The organism is Salinifilum ghardaiensis, assembly GCF_054491345.1.
Map to the genome: position 1 here is coordinate 1,932,187 of NZ_CM137101.1, position 25,812 is coordinate 1,957,998.

Here is a 25,812-nt window from a genome sequence, read left to right on the forward strand (position 1 = left end):
AACTCCCGGAGCCATGCGGAAAGACACCGACGGTTCGAATTCCCCCGAAAACAACGTTTCCGAGACGAAGACCCCGATTCGGAAGTTCGCCGACCGCGTCCCGTTCGGCCTCGCGACGGTCGGCACGGCCGGCGTGCTCGCGGTGGCCTCCGTGACAGCGGCGTTCACCTCCCCGCTGGGGTCCTCGGGTGACGCGGAGCACGAGCAGACCCGCACCGTCGCCGAGGTCCAGCAGCAGGGCCAGCAGAGCGGTGGCCACTCCGGCGGCGCCGCGCAGCAGCAGAAGGCCGCGCCGAAGCAGCAGAAGGACGCCGCTCAGCAGGGCGGTGAGCAGGCCCCGAAGCAGCAGCAGAAGCCGGATCCGGCCAAGGCCGAGCAGGACCTGCGCAACCGCATCGTCGACAACGCCCGCGCCGAGATCGGCACGCAGGAGACCGGTGACAACGTCAACCCGTACTCCCCGCAGGCCGTGTCCTGGTGCGCCCTGTTCACCAGCCAGATGTGGCAGGACGCCGGCGTGGACATCGACAGCGAGCAGTACGCCTTCACCGGTGACCTGTTCACCGCCGGCCAGGAGCACGGCACCGCCTACGGCGCCGACCAGCTGCAGCAGGCCAAGCCGGGCGACGTGCTGCTGTTCGGCAGCGGTCCCTCCTCGCCGGACACCAGCAAGCACATCGGCATCGTGGAGAGCGTCGACGGCAACACGGTGACCACCATCGAGGGCAACGCGAGCGACAGCGTCAAGCGCCAGCAGCACCAGCTCACCCCGGACACCTTCTACGGCGGTGTCTCCCCGTGGTGACCCCGGACTCCCGGCTCCTCAGCTGAGGGAGACCGCGGATCGGCCGGCGTCGTGGGGCCGGTGCGGTCGAGCACGTGGCCGCCGATCCGCGCGGTCACCGAGCTGCGGTGACGCGTTCCCCGCTCCGCACGAGCAGGCCGCTCCCACCCGTCGGGAGCGGCCTGCTGCGCGTTCACCGGCTTCACCGCGAGAGCTGCGCGACGAGCTCCCCGGAGCGCTGCTCGGGCACCACCTGGACCACGTCCGCGAGGCTGATGACCCCGACGAGGCGCTCGCCGTCGACGACGGGCAGACGCCGCACGCCGTGGCGGATCATGGCGTCGACGACCTCGGCCTCCGAAGCGTCGGCGCTGATCGAGGCCGGTTCCGACTGGGTGAGGTCCCCCGCGGGGAACGTGCCGGCGTCGCGGCCCTGAGCGACGACCTTCCGCACGAGGTCGCGGTCGGTGACCAGGCCTTTGAGCTGGTTGTCGTGCCCCCGGACGGGGATCGACCCGATGCCGTGCTCGGTCATCACCCGGGCCGCGTCGGCCGCGGTGGCGTCGGTGCGGAGGGTGACGGTGTCCTCGGTCATCATGTCGCGGGCCGTTGTCATGCCGGTCACGTCCTTCCTGCGAGCTTCGTGGACGGTCGATGACTACCCGGTGGCCGCCTGCGGCACACCCGGTGCGGTCCGGCTGGCGCGGTGCGGTCCGGGAGGCCGTGATCGTTCCGGGGCGTCACCGGCCGTGCCGGCACGGCCGGCGTGCCACACTTGCGATCGGGAAAGCCTGTTCGGACACGCGCAGGCGGCACGGAGCGCGAGGAGGAACACTCATGGGAATCCTGAGCTGGATCATCTTCGGACTGATCGCCGGCGCGATCGCGAAGGTCATCATGCCCGGACGCGATCCGGGCGGCATCATCGTCACGATCCTCATCGGCATCGGTGGCGGCATGCTCGGCGGCTGGCTCGGCAGCTCGGTGTTCAGCAACAGCGGGGTCACCGGGTTCAACCTGAGCAGCTTCATCTGGGCCGTGATCGGCTCGCTGATCCTGCTGCTCGTCTACCGGCTGGTGTTCCACCGGTCGCGGGCGTGACCGGGCGCCGGGCCGGTCGCGCCCCTCGCCGCGGCCGGCCCGGTTACGGCTCGCCGGGGGCGGGTACCCCCCGGGTGCGCACCGCCGGGCGGTGCGCACCCGAGCAGATCCCGCGACAACAGCAGGAACAGCGATGATGGGCACCGACAGCAAGTCCGTGAAGCAGGCGCTCTCCTCGCTGGACTTCCCGGCGAGCAAGGACCGGATCGTGACGCACGCGCACGATCACGGTGCGGACGCGGTGACGGTGCGCGCGCTGCGCGCGATGCCGGTCGCCGACTACGACAACCTCCAGGAAGTGCTGCGCTCCGTCCCGCTGGGGCCGGGACCGGAAGAGGGGCGCACGCACGGGCAGAAGGCCCAGCAGGCGAGCCAGGCGGAGAAGGGCGCGCTCGCGGAACACCAGGCCCGGATCCCGGGCCATCCCATCGCCGACGAGATCGGCAGGAACCGGCGCGCGTGACCGCCGGACGTGCCGGCTATTCGGCCGCGTTGGCGGCGCGGAGCGTCCGCATCGCCTGGGCCAGCGCGGCCGAGTCCTCCGCGCCCAGGGGGTTCAGCACGCGGCGGCGGAGGATCTCGGCGCACGCGGAGCGCGCGCGCTCGGCGACGTCGCTGCCGTGCTCGGTGAGGACGGCGTAGGTGACGCGGCGGTCGTCCGCGCACGGTTCGCGGCGGATCAGGTCGGACTTCACGAGCCGGTCGGCGACCTTGGTGAAACCCCCGCTGCTCAGCGCGGCCTCGTGGGCGAGCTTCGTCATCGGCATCCGGTGCTCGGCGGAGCGCACGAGCCGCACGAGGATGTCGAAGGAGGCGGGGGAGAGGTCGAACAGGTCGGCGATCTCTTCCATGAGGCGCTCCTGGGTGGCCTGGTAGCCCTCGATCACCAGCCCCCACCACGTGACGATCTCGTTGTCGTCGGTGCACGGGTCGATCGGTGTCGACGCGGCGTGGTTCGGGTCGTTGGTGCTCACCGGTGGGTCCTTTCGTGTCGTGCCGGCACGCGCCTCGCGTCGAGTTTACCGCATCACTTCGCGATATAAACTCTTGCGAGGAAGATAAGTTCACAGTAGTGTCTTCTTTGGAAGATTCAATCGGAGAAGGAGACCGCGTCATGAGCGAGCCCGTGAAGCTCAGCGTCATCTACTACTCGTCCACCGGCACGATCGCCGAGATCGCCAACAGCCTGGTCAGCGAGGCGGAGAACGCCGGAGCCGAGGTGCGCCTGCGCCGGGCGCCCGAGCTCGCCCCCGACGAGGCGATCGACGCCAACCCGGCCTGGCGCACCAACCTGGAGGCCACCCGGCACATCCCCGAGGCCACCGCCGAGGACGTGGTGTGGTCCGACGCGGTGCTGCTCGGCACCCCGACCCGCTTCGGCAACGTCTCCGCGCAGCTGAAGCAGTTCCTCGACACGCTCGGCGGCGAGTGGGCCCAGGGCAAGCTGGCCGACAAGGTCTACAGCGGCTTCACCTCCAGCGCCACCCAGCACGGCGGCCAGGAGGCGACCCTGCTCGCGCTGTACAACACGGTGCACCACTTCGGCGGCGTCCTCGTCGCTCCCGGTTTCACCGAGGGGTCGAAGTTCATCGACGGCAACCCCTACGGCACCAGCCACGCCGACGCGCAGGGGGAGAACAAGGTCGACGACATCGCCCGCACGGCCGCCGCGGTGCAGGCCCGGCGCGTGGTCAGCGTCGCCGGCGCGCTGAAGGGCGCCCGCGCCTGAACCGACCGGCGCGCAGCGGCCGGGCCGCGCGGGGAGGTCCGCGCGCGGCCCGGTGCGCACGGCCTCCCCGCGGCAGGCGCGGCGCGCCGTGCGCCGCTCGGGGCAGCGCGGGTGCGTCGAGCGGAGGAATTCGCGCACCTGCGGGGAGCGCTACGTTGGTCGCGGTCACCGACTGCGAGGAGTGCCCGTGCTGCCGGACGTGCGCGACGCCCTGCCCAACGACCACCCGTCGGCCACGCTCGTGGGCCGCGTGCACGACCCGGCCGAAGCGGGCCCGGTCGTCGTCGCCGTCCGCGGGGACCGGCTCGTCGACCTCGGCGAGGCCGCCCCCACGCTCAGCGCCCTGACCGAGCACCCCGACCCCGTGGGCCTGGCGCGCGAAGCCGCACCGCGCCGGGAGTGGCCGCTCGCCGACGTCCTGGCGGCGACGCTGCGCGGCGGCGAAGCCCCGCGGCTGCTGGCCCCGGCCGACCTGCACGTGCTCAAAGCAGCCGGCGTCACCTTCGCGGGCAGCATGCTCGAGCGCGTCATCGAGGAGCGGGCCGGCGGCGACGCGGGTGCGGCGGCCGAAGTCCGCACGCGCATCGAGCGCGCCATCGGCGACACGATCACCTCCGTGCGCCCCGGCTCGCCGCAGGCGCGCACCGTCAAGCAGTGGCTCCAGCAGGAGGGCCTGTGGTCGCAGTACCTCGAAGTCGGCCTCGGCCCCGACCCGGAGATCTTCACCAAAGCGCCCCTGCTCGCAGCCGTCGGCACCGGCGAGCGCGTGGGCGTTCCCCGCGATTCGCGGTGGAACAACCCCGAGCCCGAAGTGGTGCTCGCGGTGCGCTCCGACGGCCGCGTCCTCGGCGCCACCCTCGGCAACGACGTGAACCTGCGCGACGTCGAAGGCCGCAGCGCCCTGCTGCTGCCCAAGGCCAAGGACAACAACGCCTCGGCCGCGCTCGGGCCGCTGATCCGGCTGTTCGACGAGGACTTCGACCTCGACCGGGTGCGCCGCACCGATCTGCACCTGCGCGTGACCGGTGCGGACGGGTTCGTGCTCGACGGGCGCAGCTCGATGCGCGAGATCAGCCGCGACCCGGCGGAGCTCGTGAGCGCGGCGCTGGGAACGCACCAGTACCCGGACGGGTTCCTGCTCTACACGGGAACCGCGTTCGCCCCGACGGAGGACCGCGACGTCCCCGGTCACGGGTTCACCCACCACTCGGGGGACCGGGTGCGCATCACGTCGTCCGAGCTCGGCGCGCTCGTCAACGAGGTCGCCCCGTGCGATGAGTGTCCGCAGTGGACCTTCGGGCTCGGCGCGCTGCTGCGCAACCTCGGCGGCCGCGGGCTGCTCGGCGCGCCGGGGTAGCGGGGGTGGTCCGGTCAGCGCGGACGCGCCGCGGAGAAGAGGGCCCGCACCGCCCGGAGCACTTGGTCGGCTGCGCGTCGCAGACTGCCGGTGTTCACGCTCCCGTCCTGATCCACCAGGTCGGTGAAGATGACGCATCCCACGAGCAGCACGGTCAGCACGGTCACGGCGATGATGAACACGGTGATCCTCCTCCTTCACCGGAGGTATCGCCGCACCGGCCGTTTCGTTACCGCGCGGGGGCGAACAGGGGCGCGGTTCCCGCCGGGCCCTCCCCGATCGGGGCGCGCCCGGCGACTAACCTGAAGTCGTGGCCAGTGAACGCCCGAACCCGGCGCAGTGGGTCTGGTACGCCTTCGGCGGAAAGCTCCCCGACCGGCACGCCGAGTGGGTGCTGCACGACGTCACGGCCCGGACGTGGCCGCTGCGGCACCTGGCGCGGGCGCTGACCCAGCTGGCCCCGTTCTGCCTGCTCGTGCTCCTGCCCGGACCGCTGTGGATCCGCGTGAGCGCCGTCGCGCTCGGGCTGTTCGTCGGGCTGTTCTACTCGTTCTGCTACATGGGCGAAGCGGCCGAGCACCGCGCGATCAAGCACGGATACCCGCCCGGGATGGCCCGGGAGATCCGCGCGCTCGGCAAGGACGTGCGCCGGGCGGGCAAGCGGGGGCTGAACCACCGCCGCTGGTGGGAGTGAGCCGGCGGCGCCCGCGGAGCGGCGCGGTGCCCGTCCCGCCGGTGATCACACCAGCGCGCCCTCGGGATCGGTGCGCGCGGGGGTGGAGCGGCCGCGCCGCGGGGGCAGCGAGCCGAGCACGCACACGGCGAGGTTGACCAGCAGGCCGAACACGCCGCCGTGCACGCCGAACACGGTCGGCACGCCGGCCAAGGTCATGGTCACAGTCACCGCGGTGCCCAGCAGCATCCCCCAGAACGCCGCCCGGTCGCGCAGCCCCTGCCAGTAGAGCGCGAGCACGAACACCGGGGCCAGCTGCACGAGCAGCTCGATCTTGAACACGAAGATGTCCACCAGAGTGCTCGGCGGGAACCAGGCCAGCACCAGCAGCAGGCACACCACCACGACCCCGACGACCTTGCCCGTCATCACCAGCCGGTGCTCGTCGACGTCCGGCCGGCGCCGCCCCACGATGTCCCGCGCGACGATCGAGGACAGGCTCAGCAGCGCCGAATCCGCAGTGGACACGATCGCGGCGACCAGACCGCCGAACAGCAGCACCATCGCCACCGAGAACGCGACGTTGATCCCGGCGACCTCGTTGGCGAGCAACCCCACGAGCCGCTCGGAGTCCGCTTCGGACAGGTCCGGGAACAGGCGCACGCCGAGGATCCCGATGCACACCACGGCCCCGGCCGTGATCAGCGGCATCCACACCATCCGGACCAGCGACGTGCGCAGCGCGCGTTCGCTGCGCGCGGAGAAGATCCGCTGCACCGCGTGCGGGTAGAACACGATGCCGAGGCCGACCATGACGACCATGGACAGCCAGTTGACCGACTCGGTCAGCGAGGGCACCGCGATCGTCTCCGGGTGGTGCTGCGCGAACCAGCTGGTGTTGCCCCCGAGCGAGTCCCCGGTGAGCACGAACGCACCCACCAGCATCAGCGCGACGCCGAAGAGCAGCGCGATGCCCTGCATGACGTCGGTGAACGCGACGGCCCGCATTCCGCCCAGCCACGAGTAGACGAGCATCACGCCGACGAAGACCGTCACGCCCAGCTGGTACGGCACCGTCTGGCCCGTGAGCCCGCTGATGGCGTGGCCCATGGCGATGAGTTGCTCCAGCAGGTAGCTGGCCAGCGCCCACAGCATGAGCAGCACCGCCAGCGTCGTCACCGCGGGCGAGCGGAAGCGGTGGCGCAGCCAGTCGCTCGGCGTGACGAAGGAGTGCCGCTTGGCCAGCACGTACAGCCGCGGGGCGAACAGCAGGTATCCGCCGACGATCGCGGTGAAGAACGTCACCGACTGCCACCACGCGAAGCCCTCGCGGTACGCCTCGGGTGCGTAGCCGATGACCGTGTTGCCGCTGTACTGGGTCGCGTAGAGCGTGAAGAACAGCACCAGCGCGCCGAGGTTGCCACCGGCCAGGTAGTAGCTCTTCAGGTCGTGCCGCTTGCCGACCTTGCCGCGACCGACCCAGAACCCGATGCCCAGCATGAGCACGGCGTACAGCAGCAGCACGACGATGCCGGTGGATCCGGCGAAGGTGGGGGTCTGCACGGTCACTCCTGCTCGCCGCTCGTCCGGGGATCCTCCTGCGCGCCGTCCTCCGCGGAGCGGTCCTCATCCGCGAGGTGCCAGTCGCGCATCAGCACCCGGGTGAGAAAACCGCACAGCACCACCGAGAACAGCACCGCGACCAGCATCCACAGCGGAACGCCGAACACGAGCGGGCCGATCGTCCCCTCCGGCAAGTACCAGGGGACGCCGGCGAGCAGAATCACCACCAGACCGGCCCAGACCCCCGGCTTGCGGATGGGTTCCTGGCCACGCGGCCGCGCAGTCGGCACCGTTGCCATCCCGTCGTCGCATCGCGAATCGTTCGATCCCGGCGGTGGTGGGTGACCACCCCGCCGTGGTCGCCCGGGATGCGGACGGCCGCGGCGGACAGGTGCGGACGCCGACGATCCCGGGTCGCGGTGATCGAACCGATGTCCGGCGGAACAGCCTGCTGCGGAAGCAGCGATCCGTCAAGTGACGGCGATCATGCCCGGTCCGGCCAGCGCCCCGCCGCCCACGCGCGGTAGTCGTCCCACGCCTGCAGGTGCTGCCGCGTCTCGAACCGCCGCACGCGCCCGCTGACGGGGTCGGTGAACTCGAGCGCGCTCGCCAGCAGCTGCAGCGGGCGGGTGAACTCGCCCGGGGGCCGGACGGCCACGCGCGGGTACAGGTCGTCGCCGAGGATCGGCGTGCCGAGGTGGTTCATGTGCGCGCGCAGCTGGTGGGTGCGGCCGGTGCGCGGGACGAGCCGGTAGTGGCCCAGAGCGCCGCGCTGCTCGAGCAGTTCGACCTCGGTGGCGCTGTTCGGCGGTCCGGGGAGCGTCTGCGCCGCCCGGCACCCCGGCTCCTTCTCCAGCCGGGTGCGCACCACCCGCGGGAACTCCACAGTGGAGCGCCGCCCCGCGACCGCGCGGTACTCCTTGTGCACGCGACGCTGCTGGAACAGCTTCTGGTAGGTACCGCGCCGCGCCGGGTTGACCACCAGCAGCAGCACCCCGGCGGTCATGCGGTCCAGCCGGTGCGCGGCGACGAGCTGCGGAAGGCCCAGCCGCTGGCGCAGCCGCGCCAGCGCCGTCTGCAGCACGTGCTGCCCGCGCGGGGTCGTGGCGAGGAAGTGCGGCTTGTCGACGACGAGGATGTCCTCGTCGCGGTGCAGGATCTCGACTTCGAAGGGGACCGGGGTCTCCGCGGGCGGCTCGCGGTGGATCCAGATCTTCGTGCCGGGCGCGAACGCGGCGTCCGCCCCGAGCGGTCCGGAGGCGTCGGCGATGTCGCCGGCGCGGAACTTCGCCGCCAGCTGCTCGGCGGAGGCGTGGAAGCGCTCCCGCAGGTAGGCCCAGAGCGTGTCCCACTGCTCCTGCCGGGGGAGCTTGACCGGGGTCGCGTCCACTCCGTTCCGCTGCGGCAGCGGGGATCGCCTGCTGCGTGCCACGCGCCCAGGTTACCGAGGTGTGCTGCGCACCGGCGGTGGCCTCGCACCTGCGCCGTTCCGCTCAGTGCTGCCGGGCGTGGGCGGCTGCGGCGTGCTCGTCCGGCACGCAGGTTCCGCGGCGGGCGAGGCTCCTGCCCCGGGGACGAGGTCGGGCCGCGCCGGTCGGATCTGCTCAGCCTGTGCTCGGGGAAACGTGTGCGCGGGTAGCGGCGCGCTCGCCGCGCCAGACCCCGGCGACGCGTTCCAGGGGAAGCCCGAGCGCATCACTGAGCTGAACGATCGTGCCGAAAGCCGGGCTGGGCAGACGACCGGTTTCGATCTTGCGCAGTGTCTCCGGTGAGACACCGGCAGCGCGTGCGATGTCGACCGGATCGCGATCGGCGCGCGCCTCGCGGAGCGTCGCACCCAGGCGTCTGCCGGCTTCCACCTGTTGCGCGGTGAGCGGGGGTCGCACCATGGCCCGCATGGTACCTTCGATATTTTTATACCGGTAATAAAATACCGAAAAGGGAGCAGGCGTGATCGAACTGAAGACCCCGGTCGAGATCGACCGGATGCGGGAGACGGGGCGCTTCGTCGCGAAGCTGCTGCGCGAGGTGTGCGCGCGTGCGGACGTGGGTGTGAACCTGCTGGAGCTGGAGCACCACGCCCGGCGACGTGTTCGGGAACGGGGAGCCGCGTCGTGCTTCTGGGACTACAACCCCTCGTTCGGCGACGGCCCTTCCGCAACGTGCTGTGCCTGTCGGTCAACGACGTGGCGCTGCACGGGCTCCCGCGTGATTACGCGCTGCGCTCGGGTGATGTCCTCAGCGTCGATTTCGCCGCCTCCATCGGCGGATGGGCGGCCGACGCTGCGCGCACCGTGGTCATCGGTTCCGCCCGGACGGAGGATCTGCGTCTGGTCGGATCAACGCGGCGAGCTCTCGCCGCGGCGCTCGAGGCGATCCGGCCCGGCAACCGGCTCGGCGACGTTTCGGCCGCGATCGGGGCCGTCGCGCGGGAATTCGGCTATCCGGTCAACACCGAGTTCGGCGGCCACGGCGTGGGGCGGAGCATGCACGAAGCACCGCACGTGTCCAACACGGGCCGCGCCGGCCGGGGACTGCTCCTGCGCCCCGGCCTGACCCTCGCGGTGGAACCCTGGTTCGCGCGCACCACCGACCGCGTCGTCACCGACGCCGACGGCTGGAGCTTGCGCTCCGCGGACGGCTCGGCGACGGCGTACACCGAACACACGCTCGCGGTGACCGAAGGAGGAGCGCGCGTGCTGACGGCCTGAGCGCGACCGGACCCCGACGCAGCAGTGGCCGGCCCCGAGCGGGGACCGGCCACTGCCGCGGGGTGCTGCTCAGGTGCGCGGGATCTGCTGGGTGTCCTCCATCGACGCGTCACCACCGGGCCCGCCGGGCTGCTCGGAGGTGAAGCGGCGCTCGACCACGAGCACGGCCACGACGACGAGGAACCCGATCGCGAACATGCCGATGCCCGCCCCCAGGTGCGCGTCCGGGGCGACGAACTCGCGGTCGTCGTTCTGCCACGGCCACAGCGCGCGCAGGCTGCCCGCCATCACACCGGTGAGCACGACCAGGGTGATCTGCTCGCGGTGCTCGAGCAGCCACTGCAGCAGCTTCACGATCGAAGCGAGCCCGATCACCGCGCCGAGGAAGAACAGCCCGATGTAGGCCAGATCGCGGTCGTTGACCGCGGAGATCGTGGGCTCGTAGAGGCCGAAGGTCAGCAGGATGAACGACCCGGACAGCCCCGGCAGGATGAGGGCGGAGACCGCCACCATCGCCGCCGGCACGACCGCGACCGGCGTGGCCGCGACATCGCTCGGTGGCAGGCTGACCACCACGTACGTCGCCGCGGCGACCACGACGGCGATGACGAGGTTGCGCCCGCCCCAGGCGGCGCGGTCCGGGCGGGGCCGGGGAGCGCGCGCGGCGAGCGAGAACGGGACCCACAGCGACGCGAGCACGAGCCCGAAGAACAGGGCGCTCGTGTGGACCGGGTAGCCGGTGACGAACCCTTCCATGAAGCGGGCCATCACCAGCACCGCGAACGCCATGCCCACGACCACGGGGAGCACGACGCCCCACCGCACCTCGCGGAACTCGGCGGTGGCCCGGCCCAGGCCGCGACCCTTCGGCAGGTCGACGGCCGCCCGGCGGACCCCGGAGAACAGGTGTCCGGCTGATGTGATGAGCGCTTCGTACACACCGGTGATCAGCGCGACCGTACCGCCGCTCACCCCCGGCACCGTTTCCGCGGTGCCGATCAGCGCACCGCGCACCGCGTTCAGAACACTCCTCGACCAGGACGGCCCGGCGGCCGTGCGGGGGAGGGACTTCGTCACCAGCTCTCCTTGACCTTCACGGGACGGCCAGCGCGGTGGCTGCCGCGGCAGCACCCGGCGCCGGCCGGCTCAACAACGGGGTCGTGCGCTCGACACTACTGAAGGCGCGGTGCGCGGGCGCGCAGGCCCTGGTCAGCCGTCCGTTCTGCCGCTTCGGTCGGGCTCTGCGGGGCATTCGGGGAAGATGCCGGGGAGATCTTCGGTGCGCCCGTTGCTCAGGACCCCATTGCTCAGGACAGGGAGTAGCCGCCGTCGACGAGCAGTTCGGTGCCGGCGCAGTAGGCGGCCTCGTCGCTGAGCAGCCAGGCGATGGCCGCGGCGATCTCCTCGGGGGTGGCGAACCGGCCCGCGGGGGTGCCCTGCAGCCAGCCGTCGAAGAGCTCGGACTTGCCCTCGACGAGGCTGGTGCGCACGTACCCGGGGGAGATGGCGTTGACCCGCACGCCGCGCCCGGTCCACTCGACCGCGAGCGAGCGCGTCAGCGCGCTCACCGCGGCCTTGGAGGAGTTGTAGGCGGCCTGCTTCTGCGGAACGTTGACGACGTGGTTGCCGGACATCGAGGCGACGTTGACGATCCGGCCGCCGCCGGCCTCCAGCATGGCCCTGCCGAAGGTGGAGCAGGCCAGGAACACGCCGCGCAGGTTGACGCCGAGCACGCGGTCGAACTCCGCGGCGCTCATCTCCTCGGCGGGCACGTCGTCCTCGACCACGCCGGCCGCGGTGACGAGCCCGTCGACACCGCCGGCCTGCTCGAGGACGCGGGACAGGGCGGCGGAGACGTCGTGCTCGTCGGTGACGTCGCACGGCACGTGCTCTCCGACGTCGGCGGGAGCGCGGTCGAGGGCGAACACCCGGGCGCCGCGCGCGGCGAGCGTTGCGCAGGTCTGGTGGCCGATGCCGCCCGCGGCACCGGTGACCGCGATCCGGGCGTCGTCGAACCAGCTCACGTGGGCCTCCTGGTGAAGTCACCGCTGTCGGGCGGGGGCGATCGGTCGGTGCCGCACTCCGGCACAACGCTCGGCCGGCGCGGACGCCTGCCGCGGGGTGGGGGAGTCGGTCGTTCTTCAGCCGCGGAGGGTAGTGATCTCCGTCCGCGGATGCACGCGGTGCTCGGGTGTCGAGCTCGGGACGCGCCGGTTCGATTCCCGGAATTTTTTGCATTCGTAACTTCAGTGCTGGTTGAAATTCAACCCAGTCGCGCTCACCGAGCAGGTGCGCTGCGAGAACGGCTGAGGAGGGGGGTCTGATCGCGCTGGTGCGGCGTGCGCTAGAGTAGGGGCACACCGCAACGGGACGTAGCGCAGTTTGGTAGCGCACCTGACTGGGGGTCAGGGGGTCGTGGGTTCAAATCCCGCCGTCCCGACCAGCGAAAGCGGGCCGCCGGAGCACTCCGGCGGCCCGTTTTGACATCCACTGCTGACATCAGTCCTCGCTCAGGAAGCGGTCCATCCGGCTCGACATCTCCCGCTTGCTGTCGTCGAGCACGTGGGCGTGGATGTTCATGGTCACGCCGATGGAGCTGTGCCCGAGCTGCTCCATGACCTCGCGGTCGCTCGCCCCCTGCATCTTCAGGAAGGTCGCGCAGGTGTGCCGCAGGTCGTGCACGCGCACGTGTTCCAGCTCCGCGGTCTTGAGCAGCGATCCGAACGCCCGGTTGACGCTGCGCGGGTCGATGACCCTGCCGGTGCGCGTCACGGGGACAGGCCCTGCGGTTGCTCCGGGTGCGAGTGCTGGGCCGGCAGAGCCCCTTCGTCGACCACCTGGCGGTGCTGCTTGAGCGCCTGCAGGCAGAGGTCGGGTAGGTCCGCCGGGACCGCGCCGTCTTCGGCTCGCCGAACACGATCCGGCCCTTGACCCGCTGGACGGTGCGGCGCACGCGCAGTTCGCCGGTGGACAGGTCCACCTCCGACCAGGCCAGGCCCAGGGCTCCACCCCGGCGCAGCCCGGTGGCGAGGTAGATCAACCAGAGGGCGCACAGCCAGCGCTGCTGGGCGTGCTCGACCAGCCGGCGGGCGTCGCGGTTCCATCGGGGCGACCTCGTGGTCGGTGGTGCTCGGCGGTGACACGAGCTCGGCGACGTTGCGACCGATCAGTTCCTCGCGCACGCCGGGATCGTGCCGCACGAGCTGCGGTGCGGCCCGCTCAGCGGACAGCAAGTACTGCAACGCCGGTTCGTCGTCGGCGATCATGCTCTTCGCCCGTGCGACATCGATCATGTGCGTCACGCGTCGTTCCACGGGGAGATGGTCCACCACGACCGAGGGGCCGTGCTCGACGACGCAAGGCACATCGCCGAGGTCCAGAGCGGCTGCCATGCGGTGCAGTTCTACGGTCGTGGGACTGAAGCCGGTCTGCCAGCAGTTGCCGTCCTCGTTGAGGCTGCGCGCAGCGGGGGAAGCCTGCCGCAGCAGCTCCGTCGCGGTCTGACGATCCTGCCGCCGAGCGGCCGCGATGGCGGTGCGCAGGTGCAACATGCCGTACAGGCTCAGCGCGGAGAGATCGCGCTTGGCCATCTGCGGAGCCCCAGCCATTCCGAGGCGGTTGTTGCCCAGCGGCAGCGCGTCGTCGAACCGGCCGACCGCCAGGAGCGCGTGCGTTCCGGCCCGCGACGCCGAGGCCAGCACGAGCGGATCCCCGGAGCGGTCGGCGGCCTGCATGGCTCGTTCGGCAGCGATCCAGGACGGGTCGGCCTCGCCGACCTCGCTCAGTGCGGTGGCGGCGAGGTGGTGCGTCCGGGCGGAGACGGCCCAGCACGCCTGCACGTCGCCCTCACTCGCGTTCGCCGCATCCTCGAGCTGCTGCGCCGTTTCGATGAGGCCGGGCAGCGAGGAGACCGCGCGCCCGATAAGCCCGGCTTGGTAGCTGTCCCAGGCCTGTTCGACGAAGTGAGCCGAGGCAGACGGGTTGACGTTGACCGGCGGGGCAGCGGTGCCGAACAGGGTGCGGGACAACCGGCGCGGGGACATGAGGGCATCGCGCACAGCGGGGATGTCGTCGTCCTCCATGCGAGCACCGGTTGGCCGAACAGGTCGGCCACGGTCACCCGCAGCGCACGAGCCACGTCCGAGACGACGTCCAACCGGCGGACGTCGCGCTCACCGCGTTCGATCTTGCTCAGGTAGACGCGAATCAGTTGTTGATCCCTTTTCGGGAGGAACCAACATTGATCGAAGTCGACTAGTGCAGCCATGTCGTGTTGCTGAAATCAACTTCTTCGTCGTCTTCGTCGGAGTCGGAAGAACTGTTCGGGGAGTCCTCGCCCAAGGCCGCTAGTTGCTGCTCACCGGTACGCGCTAGTTCCTCGCGCTCTTCGTCGCTCATCGATTCAATTTCCGCCGAAGCCTTTTCGACCTGCGGGTTCAGTACTCTGGAGAACACATCGGATCGGCTTGCTTCGCGGAGGCTCCGCTTCCCTGCGATAATGTCGTCTGCCAGCTTTTTGAACTCTTCGTCGTCCGTCTTGTCCCGGATGGTGCGCAATGAATTTCTCAGGTGCCGCGACAACCCGACATCGCCGCGCGCTACGTCCATCATCGGTTCTTGCTCTTTGCCTGACACGTCATGCTCCGGGGTGGTCGTAGTTCGTTCCTGGGAGGGCGTGCTGCTCGATACCCTTCAATGCGGAGGCGTAACCGGCGATCACGCCGACGGTGGCTTGAACGGAGTTCCATGCGACAGTGTGCGCCTGGATCGCTTGCCCGGCGACCCCCATTGCTTTAGTCAGGGTCGCGGCGAACGCTGCTCCAGCAGCTATTGATCCGATCACATTCCAACCGTTCAACGCCGCGGCAGCAAGCTCGAGACCCATTGCGATGGCATAGTCGAGCAGCATGTCCAAAAACCCTTTGATGGCCTTTGCTGTCTCGTACATGCCAGTAGCCATCTGGTTGAACTGCTGACTCAGGCCATCAAGCGTCTCTTGCTGTTCCTGTACCGCTTTGGCCAGGCCGGCGAAATAAGTTCTGGCCTGATCCGCAGCCACTCCTTGCCAGTCATGGGAGACATCCTGCATCGCACTGTTGATCGATTGTGCGAATTCCGCATTGAACTCTTTAAGGTTCCCGAGTGCTATTCCGGCTTTTTGCACGACTTCCCAATCGCCGGAGAACTGTTCGGCAACCCATTCGCCAGGATTGACTCCGATCGTCATGTCGAGAGCTCTGCCGGTCCAGTATGAAACGCTGATGTACTGGCTGGCCCCTATGACATTTTCGGCGAGGTCAGGAATTGGGTCAGATGGTGTTGGTGCAGTTAATGTTGCTGCTGGTTCCTGGGGCATGGAGCATCCTTAGTTGGATTTCTTCTTGTAAGAGTTGTCCAGGCGTGCTGCTTCGCCGCGATCCATCTGTTCATACGAGTGGGCGGCCTTGTCGACCTCGGAAGCTGCAGAGCGCTGGACTTCTACCAACCGCTGGTAGTTCTCAACCAGTGCCTGCTTGGCGTTCTCCGCAGCTTCGACCGCAGTAATGAACATGCGGCCTTCGGAGTAGCCGAATGAGAGCCACTTTTCGGCGTACGATTCAGCTTCTCGGGAATCGCCGACCAGGCCGCTCAGTTCTTCGCCAAATTGCTGGATACTTTTGTGGTTCGCTTTGAAGCCCACGAGTCACCTCGGTACCGCTCTTGGTGGTTGCGCTGCATTGTTGGCAACTTATCATGTTCCTGGTACTGTCTTCCAGAGTGTCGTGCTGAGTAGCAGTAATGTTCTGATGAGCACTGGAGGGCAGATGGAGCGGCAAGAGCTCGTCTTGTCGGCGGAGATGGTTGGCACGCCTGCTAGCTTGCCACCGTACTGCGTTCGACACGGGCGCCCTGCTTTTCGGCGGCGGGACTTCGCGCTCCAGTCGCGCGCTCAGCCGCAAGGAAGCCGTTTCATGAGTGCCAATGCTCTCGGCGTGGCCGGCCGTCTTGGTGAGAAGGCGCGGAAAGTGCAGATCGTCGGGGTGCGTGACTGGCCGCTCTGCGAGCGGTGTGCACGGACGCGGACGATTTTGTTCACGCTCACGCAGGTCATGTTCTGGTCGGCTCTCGTGCTGATACCTGGCGCGCTCATCGCGCGCTTCATCATCGGTCATCCGAACGGTGTGCTTGGTGGATTTCTCGGGATCGGATTCGTCCTGCTGTTCAGTTCGCCGTTCGTCTTCTACTCAGCTTCCCTGACAAGACTGGTCCAAGCCCGTGCTTCCGAAGATGGAACCTCCGTAATCATCAATCGTCCTCATCAAAACTTCGTGGACGCTGTGCCGGCCGGTGATTCAGGCCCGAAGGCCCCCTAACTTCTCGGCTGCCTTGTCGACGTACCCGCAAAAATGCCGCATTTCGGGCGCGTCATCCCAAGTGCTCGATCGTCTTGTCCACAACCCAGGTGAGCTCGCCGGGATCCTCGCCGGCCACGTCTCCCAAGGGCTGCGCCAGCTTCTGGCTGACCTCGTCAGTGCCCGGGCCCTCAACCTGCTGCAAGTCGGTGGTCTTCCGCAGGATGTCGTGCAACTTGTCCCTCGCCTTCTCGTGCTGCTCGACGAGTCCGGGGACCTGCTCGACATCGACGCTGAGCGAGGGTTGCTCCGCTCCACCGCTGCCGTCGTTGACGTGCGTGTTCACCGTCACCAACCGGCGCCACGGCAAACCCGTCAACGGTGCGGCAGCCGGCTCCGCCGTGGTGGTGTCGCTGCCGAGCGTCGTCGGCAACGGCAGCGGCGGCGCGGCGTTCGGAACGGTCGTGTTCTCGGCCATCCGTCCCCCAAGCTGGATCTCGATCGGTCTTGATCCAGAAGCACTCTACAAGCCCGCGTAGCCGCGCAGGTGCGGAAAGCGGAAAACACCGCCGTGGCCTGAGCGCAACCCAGCCACGCAGGTCCAGCCACGCAGGTTGAACCGAAGTGGAACTGGCTCACTGCCGTCCATCAGGTGAGATCGGTGTGCCAAGCATCTCCCGAGACCGCACAGCCTCGCCGGCGCCCTGTCGTGTCTCAGGTGATGGTTGACGTTGTGGCTTCACCTGATGCTTGACGTGAGGGCTGTGCAGGGCGGGCACTGGCCCGCTGTTCGGGTCCAACATCAACCCCCGCGGACGTTCCCCGACTGGGCAGGACCGAGGACTCGACCTCCCGGCCTGTCTCGTTGGGGGATCCTGCAGCGTTACAGTCCCCAGCTGTCCGGCATTGAGCGGCGGACTTGCCGAGAAGGTCAGAATGCTCGGTGGTATTGCTTGGGCCATGTGTCGGTGGGTGGTCCGCCGTGGGCGCGGAGTGCCCAGTAGGGGTCGCGGAGCATTGCCCGGCCGATCAGCAGAGCGTCCACCGAGTCCGGGATGGCCTCGTGGAGTTGTCGTGCTTGGGTGACCGAGCCGGAGGTGGCGGTCAGCACGCCGAGCTTCCGGAGATGCCCTGCGTACCGGGTGTTCTCGAGCGGCTCGGTGGGGCGGGGTGCTTCGGGGACGAGAGCACCGGAGTTGATGTCGATCAGGTCCGCGCCGAGCTCGGCCATGCGACCGACGAGGACCTCGGCCTCGTCGGTGGTCACTCCTCCGTCGAGGAGATCGGTGACCGGCGTGCGGATCACGACGGGCTTCTCCGCTGGCCACCCGGCCCGCAGGGCGGAGACCACGGCGAGCGGGAATCGTAGCCGTCCCTCGAGGTCACCTCCCCATGCGTCGGTGCGTTCGTTGGCCAGCGGGGAAAGGAACTGGTGGAACAGGTAGCCGTTCGAGCCTTGCAGGCCGAGGGCCTCGTAGCCGGCCCGGTGGGCATTGCGGGCGGCGCGTTCGATGTCTCCGAGCACTCGGTCGATGTCCGCCGCCGTCATCTTCCGCGGTGCGGCAAGCCCTGCGAAGGGCAGCGGCGACGGGGCGAGCGGCTGCCATCCACCGTCAGCGGGCGAGAGGGGGTGGCGTGTGCCCGTGTTGTCCCACGGGACTCCGTGCGAGCTCTTCCGTCCCGCGACGCCCAGCTGGACCGCCGGGACGGACCCGGCGGAGCGGATGAGGCCGGCCAGTCGTCGGTGCGCGTCGACCTGGCGCTGGCTCCACAGGCCCAGGTCGCTGGCGGTCGTACGCATGTCCGGCGCGACAGCGGTGGCCTCGACCATGACCATCCCGACTCCCCCGGCAGCCCTCGCGCCGTAATGGGCCAGGTGCCAGTCGGTGGGAGCGCCGTGCTCGGCCGAGTACTGGCACATCGGCGAGAGCCACACGCGGTTGGGCAGGGTCAGGCCCCGCAACCGCAGGCCCGTCCAGGGAGTCGCGTCTGCGTCCACCCACTCTGGCGGCGGGGTGGTCCGCGTTGCGGTGTGGGTCAATGTCTGCTCCTTCAGATGCCGGTGGGAGCGTGCTCGGGTGGCTGAGCGCACGGCGTTCAGTGGTTCAGACGCCGACTGGCCAGGCCCCAGCGCCGTGCGCTACGCCGCTGGGTTCTCGGCTGTCATGGGGTGGGTGGCTAGTGATGTCACGTCGATGTCGGCGTAGGGCCGGATCGGCAAGCTCGCCAAAGCGTCGTTGAGGGCATCGGCATCGGCCGCGCTCCAGATGCCGATGTTGGCGCTCCTACCGGGCACGCTCCACAGGTGACGCAGTACGCCCTCGGCCATGAGCTCGCGACCTCGTATGCGCTCGCGAGCGATGAGGTCCTCGCGTTCGTCGGTCGGCAGCTCGTAGACGCGTGCTGTATCGATGCGGACGAGAAAGTCCATCCTGCCCTCCGTCGTCAGGTCTGCGAATGTCTCCAACGCACCATACATCGATATTCGTCGAACATCGATGTATGGTGGCGTCATGCCTCGTAAGCTGCATCACCCTGATCCGCAAGACATCTCGCTGGCCGGTCTGCTGTCGGCCCTGGGCGATCCCATCCGGCTGCAGCTCGTGACGGTGCTCGCCGACCGCAGGGAGCATCCACGCGAAGACTTCGAGGTCGAGGTCGGACCATCCACCTTGAGCCATCACATGAAAACGCTTCGCGAGGCGGGGCTGACTCAGCACCGGCTCGAGGGCACGCGCTGCTTCGTCTCCCTCCGGCAGGAAGCACTACGGCTATTTCCGGAGGTTTTGGCAAGCGTCCTCCGCGCATGCTCCCGAAATAACTCCGAAGAAACGGACGCACGACCCCAGGCCGCCCGTCACGAATGAGCAATACCAACCGTGTCCCCTTGGGGCACCCCCACTGAGACGGCCGCAGTCTGGTGCCGCGCACGTGCGAGGACGTCATGAGCTGGTACGTCGCTGACCAGACCCGTCTCAGGTGTTGGTTGACGTTGTGGCTTCACCTGATGCTTGACGTGAGGGCTGTGCAGGGCGGGCACTGGCCCGCTGTTCGGGTCCAACATCAACCCCCGCGGACGCTCCCCGACTGGACGGGAGCAAGGACTCGACCTCTCGGCCTGTCTCGTTGGGGGATCGACCAGCGGGACGCGTATGAGCCGCTCGTCTCGACGCCGCATCAGGCACGCGGGTGAACCTCCGCAGTGCTCGACCAGCGATCGCCAAGCACGCGGCCGACCGGCTGCGCGTCACGCTCGTGCCCACCACGCTGGCGAGGCATGCTCTTCGAGGTGCGCGCGGCATTATCACCCGGCATCGCATCAGGCAGCGCGGTCGCCAGTGTCCGCTTCAGCGATGAGTTGTGGACTCACCGCCCGTCCAACCTTGTAACGCCGGGGGCCATGACGCATCGGGCGGCCACCGACAGCACAGAAAGGTCACGACCATGTCTGAACTCCTCGTAGACTTCATCACCTCCCTCGACGGCTACGCTTCAGGTGAGGGCTGGCCAGGATGGTGGGGGCTGGAAGGACCCGAATATCTCGGTTGGCTCGGCGAGCAGCCCGAGGCCACCTACCTGATGGGAGCGAACACCTACCGCCTGATGGCAGGCTTCGCCGCCGGCGAGGTCCCGGAGGGCCTGGACGAGTTCAGGTCCGAAGAAGAGGCGTCCGTCGACGAGCTCACGCAAGCGCCCAAGGTGGTGTTCTCCTCCTCGCTCGAGGAGCCACTGACGTGGGCCAACTCCACGCTCGTCCGCGACGACGCCGTCGAGACGGTCCGCGCCATGAAGGAGAACGGCTCGGGGCTCCTGAGCACGATCGGCAGCCTCAGCCTGTGCCGGTCGCTACTAGGAGCCGGACTCGTCGATCGCTTCCGAGTGGTCATGTTCCCGGTGATCACCGGGGCCACGGGAGCCGAGCGCATCTACGACGGTTACCCGGACGTCGCCCTCGAGATGATCGACCACCGAACCTTCGACGGGCGTACTCAACTGGTCGAATACCGCCCCACCGTGCTCGCGCCCCGGGGCACGTGACCGTGCGTCAATAGCGGAACTCCCCCTGAGGCAGCCGCAGTCTGGTGCGCGAACGCGCGAGGAAGTCATGAACTGGTACATCGCTGACCAGGGGTTTCTCACATGCCTAGTGCGGTGAAAATCTCCCTGAAGGGTGGCCAACCGTTACGCCACCAGTGATGCGAAGGCCCCGGTCCGCGGCGTGTGACGGCCAAGCCGATGAGGCCCCTGTGAAGCATCAGGTGAGACCGGTGTGCCAAGCATCTCCCGGGACCGCACAACCGTGCTGGTGCCCGTGCTGTGAGAACTTTCTGCACGTCTTGGACGCGGCCTAGAGCCGGGCGACCTGGCGCGCCGCTCCGCGGGCTCCGCTCTGCGCCGGCCGGTCGCCGCCGGCTTGGTTCGCGCGGCGCGTCTCGCGGGAGCGGACTTGAAGGATGCAGCGTTGCGCCCAGCACGAGCGGCCGGCGGGTTCGGTGGTGGCGCATGCGCATCGGCAGGGTGACCTGCGGATTCCGAAGCTACGCGAACGAGTCGTCGTGTGCAGCAGTCAGTGAACTCTCCGCGTCGCCGGTGTTGACCACACCGACTGGTTCCATGAGCATCGCGTGAACCTCGCCTCGGGCGATCGGGCAATGCTCCACGCCCCGAGGAACGACGAACAGCTGACCAGGGCGCAGACGCACGTCTTCGTCGCGCATCTGGATCGTCAACTCCCCGTCGATGACCAGGAACAGCTCGTCGGTGTCGTCATGGGTGTGCCAGACGAACTCGCCTTCGACTTTCACGAGCTTGATCTCGTGGTCGTTGAGCCGAGCTACCGTCTTCGGCGACCAGTGCTCGGAGAACAGGGACAACTTCTCGGCGATATCGACCGGATGATGAGCCACGAGCTCAGTCTCGCACGCCGAGCACGTGCTCTCCAGGATCATGTGCGGTGCTCACATCCGCGCCTGCCCGCAACCGCCGTTGCGGGAGCGGTCCCTCCGGCTCGACATCTCCCGCTTGCTGTCGTCGAGCAGGGGCAGACGCCCGTGCCGCCCGGTGGAGCTGTGCCCGAGCTGTTCCATCCAGGTCGAGGGCTTCCCGGCTCGGCCCGGTGACGGAGCGGAGCAGCCGGAGCGCGCGACCAGCGCCGGGGCGGGGGAACTGCTGCGTCTACAGCGGACACCCGCGGCCCGTGGCGAGTGCGCACGCGCCGTGACACCGTCCTGCCTGCACCCCCGGCAGGTCGATCGCGGAACTCGGACGGGATCGTTGGATCGTTGCTCCTCCGGGGTATCCGGAATGCCGCGCGATCGGCAGGTGCGGGAAGGATGTGATGGGGTTTGCTGTCCCAGCTGGGAAGCTCGGGGAACACGATCGCGGTGGTCGTGATCAGCACGATCGGCGTGTACTTGGCGCTGATCCTGTTCTCCCGGATCGCCGGGTTGCGCTCGTTCGCCGAGATGACGAACTTCGACCTGGCCGCCACGGTCATCTTCGGGTCGATGTCCGCGACGACGGCGGTGAGCACGTCCACGTCGCTGCTGCAGGGAGTCGTGGCGCTCGCGGTGCTGTTCGCGGTGCAAGCCGCGATCGCCTACTTGCGCCGGCGGAAACGCGTCGAACGGACCGTGGACAGTCGCCCGCTGCTGCTGATGGACGGCACCACGGTGCTGACCGGGAACCTGGCGCGCGCCCGCATGACCGACGACGACCTGCGCTCGAAATTGCGGCTGGCGGGAGTGGGCCGGTACGAGCAGGTGGCTGCGGTGGTGCTGGAGACCACGGGCACGGTTTCGGTGCTCACCGTCGACGGGCGGGGCCGGGCGCTCGATCCGGCGTTGCTGCAGTCGGTCGCCGGTGCCGACCGGCTCCGTTCGGAGCTCGCGGACGAGGACTCCTCCGAGCCGTAGGGACCGGTCGAGCGCGTCGAACCCGTGCGGGGCGGCTCAACGCGGGGTACGCCGGCGGGCGGGCGGCGCGCGGTGCCGACGCGCTCGCCGCGCGGGCCGTGAACAGCCCGCATCCGCGCCGGCGCACCCGAAGTTCCTGCGCGTGTGCCGCGAATGCATCGTGCGACTGTTTGCTCAGCCCCTGCCTCCGGGCTCGCCCGGGGCCCGCTCGGCTCCGCGTCCCGGCTCGAGCGACGAGCTCAGCCGACTACCCGCCGGATGGAGTGGACGTCGCCGATGTCCTGGTAGTCGTCGACCTTGACGTCCTCGCCTTCGGTCGGTGCGTGCACCGCCTGCCCGTTGCCGATGTAGATCGCGTTGTGGCTGGCCGAGCTGTAGTAGAAGATGACGTCACCGGGCTTGATCCCGCCCTGGGACACGCTGCGGCCCGCGTTGACCTGGCTGCGGGTGGAGGCGGGCAGGTCGACGCCCGCTTGCTCGTAAGACCACTGCACCAGCCCGGAGCAGTCGAACTGGTCCGGCCCCTTGGCGCCCCAGACGTACGGCGAGCCCTGCTTGCCCAACGCGGCGTTGACCGCGGCCACCGCCGCACCCGAACCACCGATCGCCCCGACGTTCGTGGAATCGCCGCTGAGCGCCTGCTGCTCCTGCTCGCTCAGGCGCTGGTACTGCTGCTTGACCGCGGTGATCTGCTCGTCCATCGCCTGCTTGCGCCGGGCGATCGCGCGTTCCAGCCGAGTGGCCTTCTCCGCGGCTGCGGCTGCCTCGTCCCGGGACCTCCGCGCCTGGTGTTCAGCGTCTTCGGCTTGCCGGGTGGCCTTCGCCAGCTCGGTGATCGCCTCGTTGTTGTCGGCGGCGAGCTTGTCCAGCACCGCGGCCCGGTCGAGGTAGTCCTCCGGGGCACCGCTGGCCATCAACGCGGGGACCTGGTTGAGCCGGGCCCCCTGGTAGGAGGCGGCGGTGAGCTCGTCCACCTTGCCGCGCAGCGCGTTTTCCTCGGCACGAGCGCGCTGCGCCGTCCGCTCGGCACGAGCTGCTGCGGATTCGGCCCGCTGATGGGCTCGTTCCCGCGCGGCGTGGTCCTCCCGGGCCTTCTTGTAGTCCTCGGTGAGGATCTCGGCCTTGCGCGTCAGGTCTTCGAGGCGCTGGCCGGCCTCCGAGGAGTTCTCGGGCGGGTCCGGGGCGGCGCTCGCGACCGGGGAACCGATGCCGAGGACGGCGATCAGCGCCGTGGCCGCGGCGACGCGGTTCCGGGTCGGGGCGGAGTGGGGCATCGGGGGCGTCTCCATCGCTCTCGTCGAACGAGGGGTCGGACGGTGGCCCCGCGCGTTGTCGGCAAGGGCGGGGTCCGGGCGGGGAGCATGCCGTCGCGATCCCGTGTTTCGCTCGAAAGGAGTAATATCAGCGAGATCACGAAAACGTCAAATTGCGGTCACCGCGGTGGTGGGCGCACGTGGCGGGGCCGTGGTAGAACCGGCATTGATCCGGTGGTGCGCTCCGGTGGTGCGCGCAGGTACCCGTGACCGAACGCGGAGAGGACCGGCGGCGATGACGACGGTGGTGGTCTGGTCGGACGTGCACTGCCCGTGGGCGGCGGTGGCGGTGCACCGGCTGCGCGCCGCCCGCGACGCCGAAGGCCTCGACGTCGTGCTCGACCAGCGCGCGTGGCCGCTGGAGCTGGTCAACGGGCGCGGCATCCCGTACGACGTCGTGCCGGTGGAGGCGGCCGTGCTCGCCTCGCTCGAACCGGAGCTGTTCACCGCCTTCGGGCAGGAGCCGCGGCCGTCCACGGCGATGCCCGCGTTCGAGCTCATCGCCGCGGCCCGTCGGGCGCAGGGCGCGCGTGCCGCGGAGGACGTCGACTACCACGTGCGGTTGGCCTACTTCCGCGACGGTGTGGACATCAGCATCCGGGCGGGGCTGTGGCAGGTGCTCACCGCCGCCGCGGAGCACCACCCCGAGCTCGACGCGGGGCGGATCCTCGATGTCTGGGACTCCGAACCGGTGCGCGCCGACGTGCTGGCGGACTACCGGCGCAGCCACGAGCTGCCGATCCGGGGGAGCCCGCAGGTCTTCTGGCCGGACGGGACGAGCACCCACAACCCGGGCATGACCGATCACCAGTGGGTGCGCGGCATTCCGCGCGTCGGCACCACGGACCCGGACGCGCCGCACCGGCTGCTGCTGGAGCACCTCGGGCGGTGACTCCGGGGAGGTTCCCCCGGCCGGCTCCGCCTCCAGTCCGATGTGGATTCCCGCGGGAGCGTTCGCGGTGCCGGGCCCGCCCCGGGCGTCAGCAGGTGCGCAGCCGCAGCACCCCCGGGGCAGCGCTCTCCGGCAGCGGTTCGGCAGGGGGTTCCGGGTGCAGCACCCGCACGTCGACGCGCTCGTCGAAGCGGTACGGGCGCTGGGCGATCACCCCGCCGAGATGGCGCCGCAGCCGGGACATCTCGGCGCGGGTGGTGGTGGTGCGGTCGGCATCGCCGAACAGGTCCCCGGCCAGCGCGGCGGCGCTGCGCCCCTCGGGCGTGCGCGCCAGCACGTACAGGATCTCGGCGTGGCGCGGGGTCAGCCGGTGCTCCCACGTGCCGCTGGGGCCGCTCACGGTGAGCGTGCAGCCGCTCGTCCGCCGCAGGTCCAACTGGGCGGTGGTGCAAGCCGGCGGCCCGTCGCCGCCGGGCCGCAGCAGCCAGCCACCGGGCAGCGGCTCGGCCGCGCACGGGCCCAGCGCCGGGACCCACGTCTCGGCGTCCTCACCGAGTTCGGGCAGCAGCACGCGGTCGACCGGGGTGGTGCCGGAGACCGCCGCGACCCAGCCGTGCCGGTCGACGACGAGCGCGGGCGAGGTGCCGCGGGCGAGCAGCGGGGCGGAGACCGCCCGCAACCGCTCCAGTTCCTCCTGGTGGGCGGTGCGCAGGTGCATCTCGCCGAGCTTGGCGACCGCGTCGACCAGGGCGAGCGTGCTCGCGTGCACCGTGGCCGCCGGGCCGCTGACGTCGACGACGCCGAGGACCGCACCGCTGGCGGGGTCGTTGATCGGTGAGGCCGAGCAGGTCCACGGGTGGTGCGTGCGCACGTAGTGCTCGGCGGAGTACACCTGCACGGGACGGCCGGTGGCCAGGGCGGTGCCGATCGCGTTCGTGCCGACGGTGCGCTCGCTCCAGTCGGCGCCCTCGACGAAGGTCAACGCGTCCGCCCGGCGGTGCACCGCGGAGCTGCCGTCGCGCCACAGCACGCGGCCGTCGGCGTCGGCGATGACCATGATGTGCGCGGCCGCGTCGGCGACGGCCACGAGCTCGCCGCGCAGCTGGGGCAGGAGCTCGCCGAGCTTGCAGGTGCGGCGCCGCCGCTCGACCTCGTCCGGTGGCAGCGGTGCCGGGTCGAAACCGCGGTCCGGGTCGAGCCCGCCGGCCCGCACGCGCGACCAGGACTGCGCGATGACGCCGCGCGGGCGCACCGGTGGGGAGGAGCCGCTCAGGGTCGCCTCGTGCACCGCTGCCAGCACGCGCGCGTACCTGCGCGGGTCCGTGCCCGTGGGCACAGCGGGTTCCAGCTGGTCACGACGCACCGGCGTCTCCCTCGGACGTGGCGCGGGGCGTGGTGCCCGCGGCGCGCCTCCTGCGCGCGCGGCTCCGATTCTGCCGACG

At 69.8% G+C, this 25,812-nt stretch carries 31 protein-coding genes, 1 tRNA gene and 2 pseudogenes; 13 read left to right on the top strand and 21 right to left on the bottom strand.

Annotation, left to right across the window (positions count from 1 at the left end):
- The first annotated feature begins 13 nt into the window (after positions 1 to 13).
- Positions 14 to 805 (top strand): CHAP domain-containing protein, encoded by a 792-nt coding sequence (locus ACVGV0_RS08675; RefSeq protein ID WP_459159353.1) that lies wholly within the window; start codon positions 14 to 16, stop codon positions 803 to 805.
- A gap of 181 nt (positions 806 to 986) precedes the next feature.
- Here the strand turns inward: ACVGV0_RS08675 and ACVGV0_RS08680 are convergent, their stop codons facing one another.
- Entirely contained in the window at positions 987 to 1,400 is a 414-nt protein-coding gene (locus ACVGV0_RS08680) for a CBS domain-containing protein (protein ID WP_459159960.1), read from the bottom strand.
- A gap of 221 nt (positions 1,401 to 1,621) precedes the next feature.
- On the opposite strand from ACVGV0_RS08680, the gene ACVGV0_RS08685 reads away from it, so the two are divergent.
- The gene (locus ACVGV0_RS08685; RefSeq protein ID WP_459159354.1) at positions 1,622 to 1,885 is read left to right on the top strand and encodes a GlsB/YeaQ/YmgE family stress response membrane protein; all 264 of its coding nucleotides are present in this window, start codon (positions 1,622 to 1,624) and stop codon (positions 1,883 to 1,885) included.
- 133 nt (positions 1,886 to 2,018) lie between these two features.
- Positions 2,019 to 2,348, top strand: a complete 330-nt coding sequence (locus ACVGV0_RS08690; RefSeq protein WP_459159355.1) for a DUF2795 domain-containing protein — start codon at positions 2,019 to 2,021, stop codon at positions 2,346 to 2,348.
- A gap of 16 nt (positions 2,349 to 2,364) precedes the next feature.
- Here the strand turns inward: ACVGV0_RS08690 and ACVGV0_RS08695 are convergent, their stop codons facing one another.
- Positions 2,365 to 2,859: a MarR family winged helix-turn-helix transcriptional regulator gene (locus tag ACVGV0_RS08695; protein ID WP_459159356.1), complete on the bottom strand. Its 495-nt coding sequence runs from the start codon at positions 2,857 to 2,859 to the stop codon at positions 2,365 to 2,367.
- Positions 2,860 to 2,999: 140 nt separating this feature from the next.
- Here ACVGV0_RS08695 and wrbA point away from each other — a divergent pair, with 140 nt between their 5' ends.
- The gene (gene wrbA / locus ACVGV0_RS08700) at positions 3,000 to 3,614 is read left to right on the top strand and encodes an NAD(P)H:quinone oxidoreductase (RefSeq protein ID WP_459159357.1); all 615 of its coding nucleotides are present in this window, start codon (positions 3,000 to 3,002) and stop codon (positions 3,612 to 3,614) included.
- Positions 3,615 to 3,801: 187 nt separating this feature from the next.
- On the top strand, positions 3,802 to 4,971 hold the full coding sequence (locus ACVGV0_RS08705; RefSeq protein ID WP_459159358.1) for a fumarylacetoacetate hydrolase family protein: 1,170 nt from the start codon (positions 3,802 to 3,804) through the stop codon (positions 4,969 to 4,971).
- Between the two features lie 14 nt (positions 4,972 to 4,985).
- On the opposite strand, the gene ACVGV0_RS08710 is transcribed toward ACVGV0_RS08705, so the two are convergent.
- On the bottom strand, positions 4,986 to 5,153 hold the full coding sequence (locus ACVGV0_RS08710; RefSeq protein ID WP_459159359.1) for a hypothetical protein: 168 nt from the start codon (positions 5,151 to 5,153) through the stop codon (positions 4,986 to 4,988).
- Between the two features lie 128 nt (positions 5,154 to 5,281).
- Between ACVGV0_RS08710 and ACVGV0_RS08715 the strand changes: the two genes are divergently transcribed.
- Positions 5,282 to 5,665, top strand: a complete 384-nt coding sequence (locus ACVGV0_RS08715; RefSeq protein ID WP_459159360.1) for a DUF5313 family protein — start codon at positions 5,282 to 5,284, stop codon at positions 5,663 to 5,665.
- Positions 5,666 to 5,710: 45 nt separating this feature from the next.
- On the opposite strand, the gene ACVGV0_RS08720 is transcribed toward ACVGV0_RS08715, so the two are convergent.
- From ACVGV0_RS08720 to ACVGV0_RS08735, 4 genes are all read right to left on the bottom strand, one after another.
- Complete coding sequence (locus ACVGV0_RS08720) at positions 5,711 to 7,207, bottom strand: sodium:solute symporter family protein (RefSeq protein WP_459159361.1); 1,497 nt, start codon at positions 7,205 to 7,207, stop codon at positions 5,711 to 5,713.
- 2 nt (positions 7,208 to 7,209) lie between these two features.
- Complete coding sequence (locus ACVGV0_RS08725; protein ID WP_459159362.1) at positions 7,210 to 7,497, bottom strand: hypothetical protein; 288 nt, start codon at positions 7,495 to 7,497, stop codon at positions 7,210 to 7,212.
- 194 nt (positions 7,498 to 7,691) lie between these two features.
- A complete protein-coding gene (locus ACVGV0_RS08730) occupies positions 7,692 to 8,639 on the bottom strand; it encodes a pseudouridine synthase (RefSeq protein WP_459159363.1) in 948 nt (315 codons plus the stop codon).
- A 172-nt stretch (positions 8,640 to 8,811) separates the two neighbouring features.
- Positions 8,812 to 9,096 (bottom strand): helix-turn-helix transcriptional regulator, encoded by a 285-nt coding sequence (locus ACVGV0_RS08735; RefSeq protein ID WP_459159364.1) that lies wholly within the window; start codon positions 9,094 to 9,096, stop codon positions 8,812 to 8,814.
- 61 nt (positions 9,097 to 9,157) lie between these two features.
- Between ACVGV0_RS08735 and map the strand changes: the two are divergent.
- Positions 9,158 to 9,918 (top strand): annotated as a pseudogene (gene map / locus ACVGV0_RS08740) (type I methionyl aminopeptidase).
- 69 nt (positions 9,919 to 9,987) lie between these two features.
- Here the strand turns inward: map and ACVGV0_RS08745 are convergent.
- Entirely contained in the window at positions 9,988 to 10,995 is a 1,008-nt protein-coding gene (locus tag ACVGV0_RS08745; RefSeq protein WP_459159365.1) for a DUF368 domain-containing protein, read from the bottom strand.
- A 230-nt stretch (positions 10,996 to 11,225) separates the two neighbouring features.
- Positions 11,226 to 11,942 (bottom strand): SDR family NAD(P)-dependent oxidoreductase, encoded by a 717-nt coding sequence (locus tag ACVGV0_RS08750; RefSeq protein ID WP_459159366.1) that lies wholly within the window; start codon positions 11,940 to 11,942, stop codon positions 11,226 to 11,228.
- 342 nt (positions 11,943 to 12,284) lie between these two features.
- On the opposite strand from ACVGV0_RS08750, the gene ACVGV0_RS08755 reads away from it, so the two are divergent.
- Positions 12,285 to 12,361 (top strand) — tRNA-Pro (locus ACVGV0_RS08755).
- A gap of 56 nt (positions 12,362 to 12,417) precedes the next feature.
- Here ACVGV0_RS08755 and ACVGV0_RS08760 read toward each other — a convergent pair.
- The 5 genes and pseudogenes from ACVGV0_RS08760 to ACVGV0_RS08780 form a co-directional block, all read right to left on the bottom strand.
- Positions 12,418 to 12,690 (bottom strand): tyrosine-type recombinase/integrase, encoded by a 273-nt coding sequence (locus ACVGV0_RS08760; RefSeq protein WP_459159367.1) that lies wholly within the window; start codon positions 12,688 to 12,690, stop codon positions 12,418 to 12,420.
- Positions 12,691 to 12,954: 264 nt separating this feature from the next.
- Positions 12,955 to 14,128, bottom strand: a pseudogene (locus tag ACVGV0_RS08765) (transcriptional regulator).
- Positions 14,129 to 14,172: 44 nt separating this feature from the next.
- The gene (locus ACVGV0_RS08770) at positions 14,173 to 14,553 is read right to left on the bottom strand and encodes a hypothetical protein (protein ID WP_459159368.1); all 381 of its coding nucleotides are present in this window, start codon (positions 14,551 to 14,553) and stop codon (positions 14,173 to 14,175) included.
- A gap of 1 nt (position 14,554) precedes the next feature.
- On the bottom strand, positions 14,555 to 15,274 hold the full coding sequence (locus ACVGV0_RS08775) for a WXG100 family type VII secretion target (RefSeq protein WP_459159369.1): 720 nt from the start codon (positions 15,272 to 15,274) through the stop codon (positions 14,555 to 14,557).
- Between the two features lie 9 nt (positions 15,275 to 15,283).
- Positions 15,284 to 15,598, bottom strand: coding sequence for a type VII secretion target (locus tag ACVGV0_RS08780; RefSeq protein WP_459159370.1), 315 nt, complete (start codon positions 15,596 to 15,598; stop codon positions 15,284 to 15,286).
- 271 nt (positions 15,599 to 15,869) lie between these two features.
- Here ACVGV0_RS08780 and ACVGV0_RS08785 point away from each other — a divergent pair, with 271 nt between their 5' ends.
- Complete coding sequence (locus tag ACVGV0_RS08785) at positions 15,870 to 16,271, top strand: hypothetical protein (RefSeq protein WP_459159371.1); 402 nt, start codon at positions 15,870 to 15,872, stop codon at positions 16,269 to 16,271.
- Between the two features lie 52 nt (positions 16,272 to 16,323).
- Here the strand turns inward: ACVGV0_RS08785 and ACVGV0_RS08790 are convergent, their stop codons facing one another.
- The 3 genes from ACVGV0_RS08790 to ACVGV0_RS08800 all read right to left on the bottom strand — a co-directional run bounded on the left by ACVGV0_RS08790 (position 16,324) and on the right by ACVGV0_RS08800 (position 18,681).
- A complete protein-coding gene (locus ACVGV0_RS08790; protein WP_459159372.1) occupies positions 16,324 to 16,728 on the bottom strand; it encodes a hypothetical protein in 405 nt (134 codons plus the stop codon).
- A gap of 453 nt (positions 16,729 to 17,181) precedes the next feature.
- Complete coding sequence (locus ACVGV0_RS08795; protein ID WP_459159373.1) at positions 17,182 to 18,291, bottom strand: oxidoreductase; 1,110 nt, start codon at positions 18,289 to 18,291, stop codon at positions 17,182 to 17,184.
- Positions 18,292 to 18,390: 99 nt separating this feature from the next.
- Entirely contained in the window at positions 18,391 to 18,681 is a 291-nt protein-coding gene (locus tag ACVGV0_RS08800; protein WP_459159374.1) for a muconolactone Delta-isomerase family protein, read from the bottom strand.
- Between the two features lie 82 nt (positions 18,682 to 18,763).
- Between ACVGV0_RS08800 and ACVGV0_RS08805 the strand changes: the two genes are divergently transcribed.
- Positions 18,764 to 19,117 (top strand): ArsR/SmtB family transcription factor, encoded by a 354-nt coding sequence (locus ACVGV0_RS08805; protein ID WP_459159375.1) that lies wholly within the window; start codon positions 18,764 to 18,766, stop codon positions 19,115 to 19,117.
- 577 nt (positions 19,118 to 19,694) lie between these two features.
- Positions 19,695 to 20,288 (top strand): dihydrofolate reductase family protein, encoded by a 594-nt coding sequence (locus tag ACVGV0_RS08810; RefSeq protein ID WP_459159376.1) that lies wholly within the window; start codon positions 19,695 to 19,697, stop codon positions 20,286 to 20,288.
- Between the two features lie 500 nt (positions 20,289 to 20,788).
- Here the strand turns inward: ACVGV0_RS08810 and ACVGV0_RS08815 are convergent, their stop codons facing one another.
- Positions 20,789 to 21,199, bottom strand: coding sequence for a cupin domain-containing protein (locus ACVGV0_RS08815; protein ID WP_459159377.1), 411 nt, complete (start codon positions 21,197 to 21,199; stop codon positions 20,789 to 20,791).
- 9 nt (positions 21,200 to 21,208) lie between these two features.
- Complete coding sequence (locus ACVGV0_RS08820; protein ID WP_459159378.1) at positions 21,209 to 21,337, bottom strand: hypothetical protein; 129 nt, start codon at positions 21,335 to 21,337, stop codon at positions 21,209 to 21,211.
- A 258-nt stretch (positions 21,338 to 21,595) separates the two neighbouring features.
- Between ACVGV0_RS08820 and ACVGV0_RS08825 the strand changes: the two genes are divergently transcribed.
- Positions 21,596 to 22,165 (top strand): DUF421 domain-containing protein, encoded by a 570-nt coding sequence (locus ACVGV0_RS08825; protein ID WP_459159379.1) that lies wholly within the window; start codon positions 21,596 to 21,598, stop codon positions 22,163 to 22,165.
- Positions 22,166 to 22,404: 239 nt separating this feature from the next.
- Here the strand turns inward: ACVGV0_RS08825 and ACVGV0_RS08830 are convergent, their stop codons facing one another.
- A complete protein-coding gene (locus ACVGV0_RS08830) occupies positions 22,405 to 23,439 on the bottom strand; it encodes a C40 family peptidase (protein WP_459159380.1) in 1,035 nt (344 codons plus the stop codon).
- 274 nt (positions 23,440 to 23,713) lie between these two features.
- Here ACVGV0_RS08830 and ACVGV0_RS08835 point away from each other — a divergent pair, with 274 nt between their 5' ends.
- Positions 23,714 to 24,370, top strand: a complete 657-nt coding sequence (locus tag ACVGV0_RS08835; RefSeq protein WP_459159381.1) for a DsbA family oxidoreductase — start codon at positions 23,714 to 23,716, stop codon at positions 24,368 to 24,370.
- Positions 24,371 to 24,458: 88 nt separating this feature from the next.
- Here ACVGV0_RS08835 and ACVGV0_RS08840 read toward each other — a convergent pair whose 3' ends face one another.
- Positions 24,459 to 25,733 carry a GAF domain-containing protein gene (locus ACVGV0_RS08840; protein ID WP_459159382.1) on the bottom strand — a complete coding sequence of 425 codons (1,275 nt, stop codon included), beginning with the start codon at positions 25,731 to 25,733 and terminating at the stop codon, positions 24,459 to 24,461.
- Positions 25,734 to 25,812: the final 79 nt, after the last annotated feature.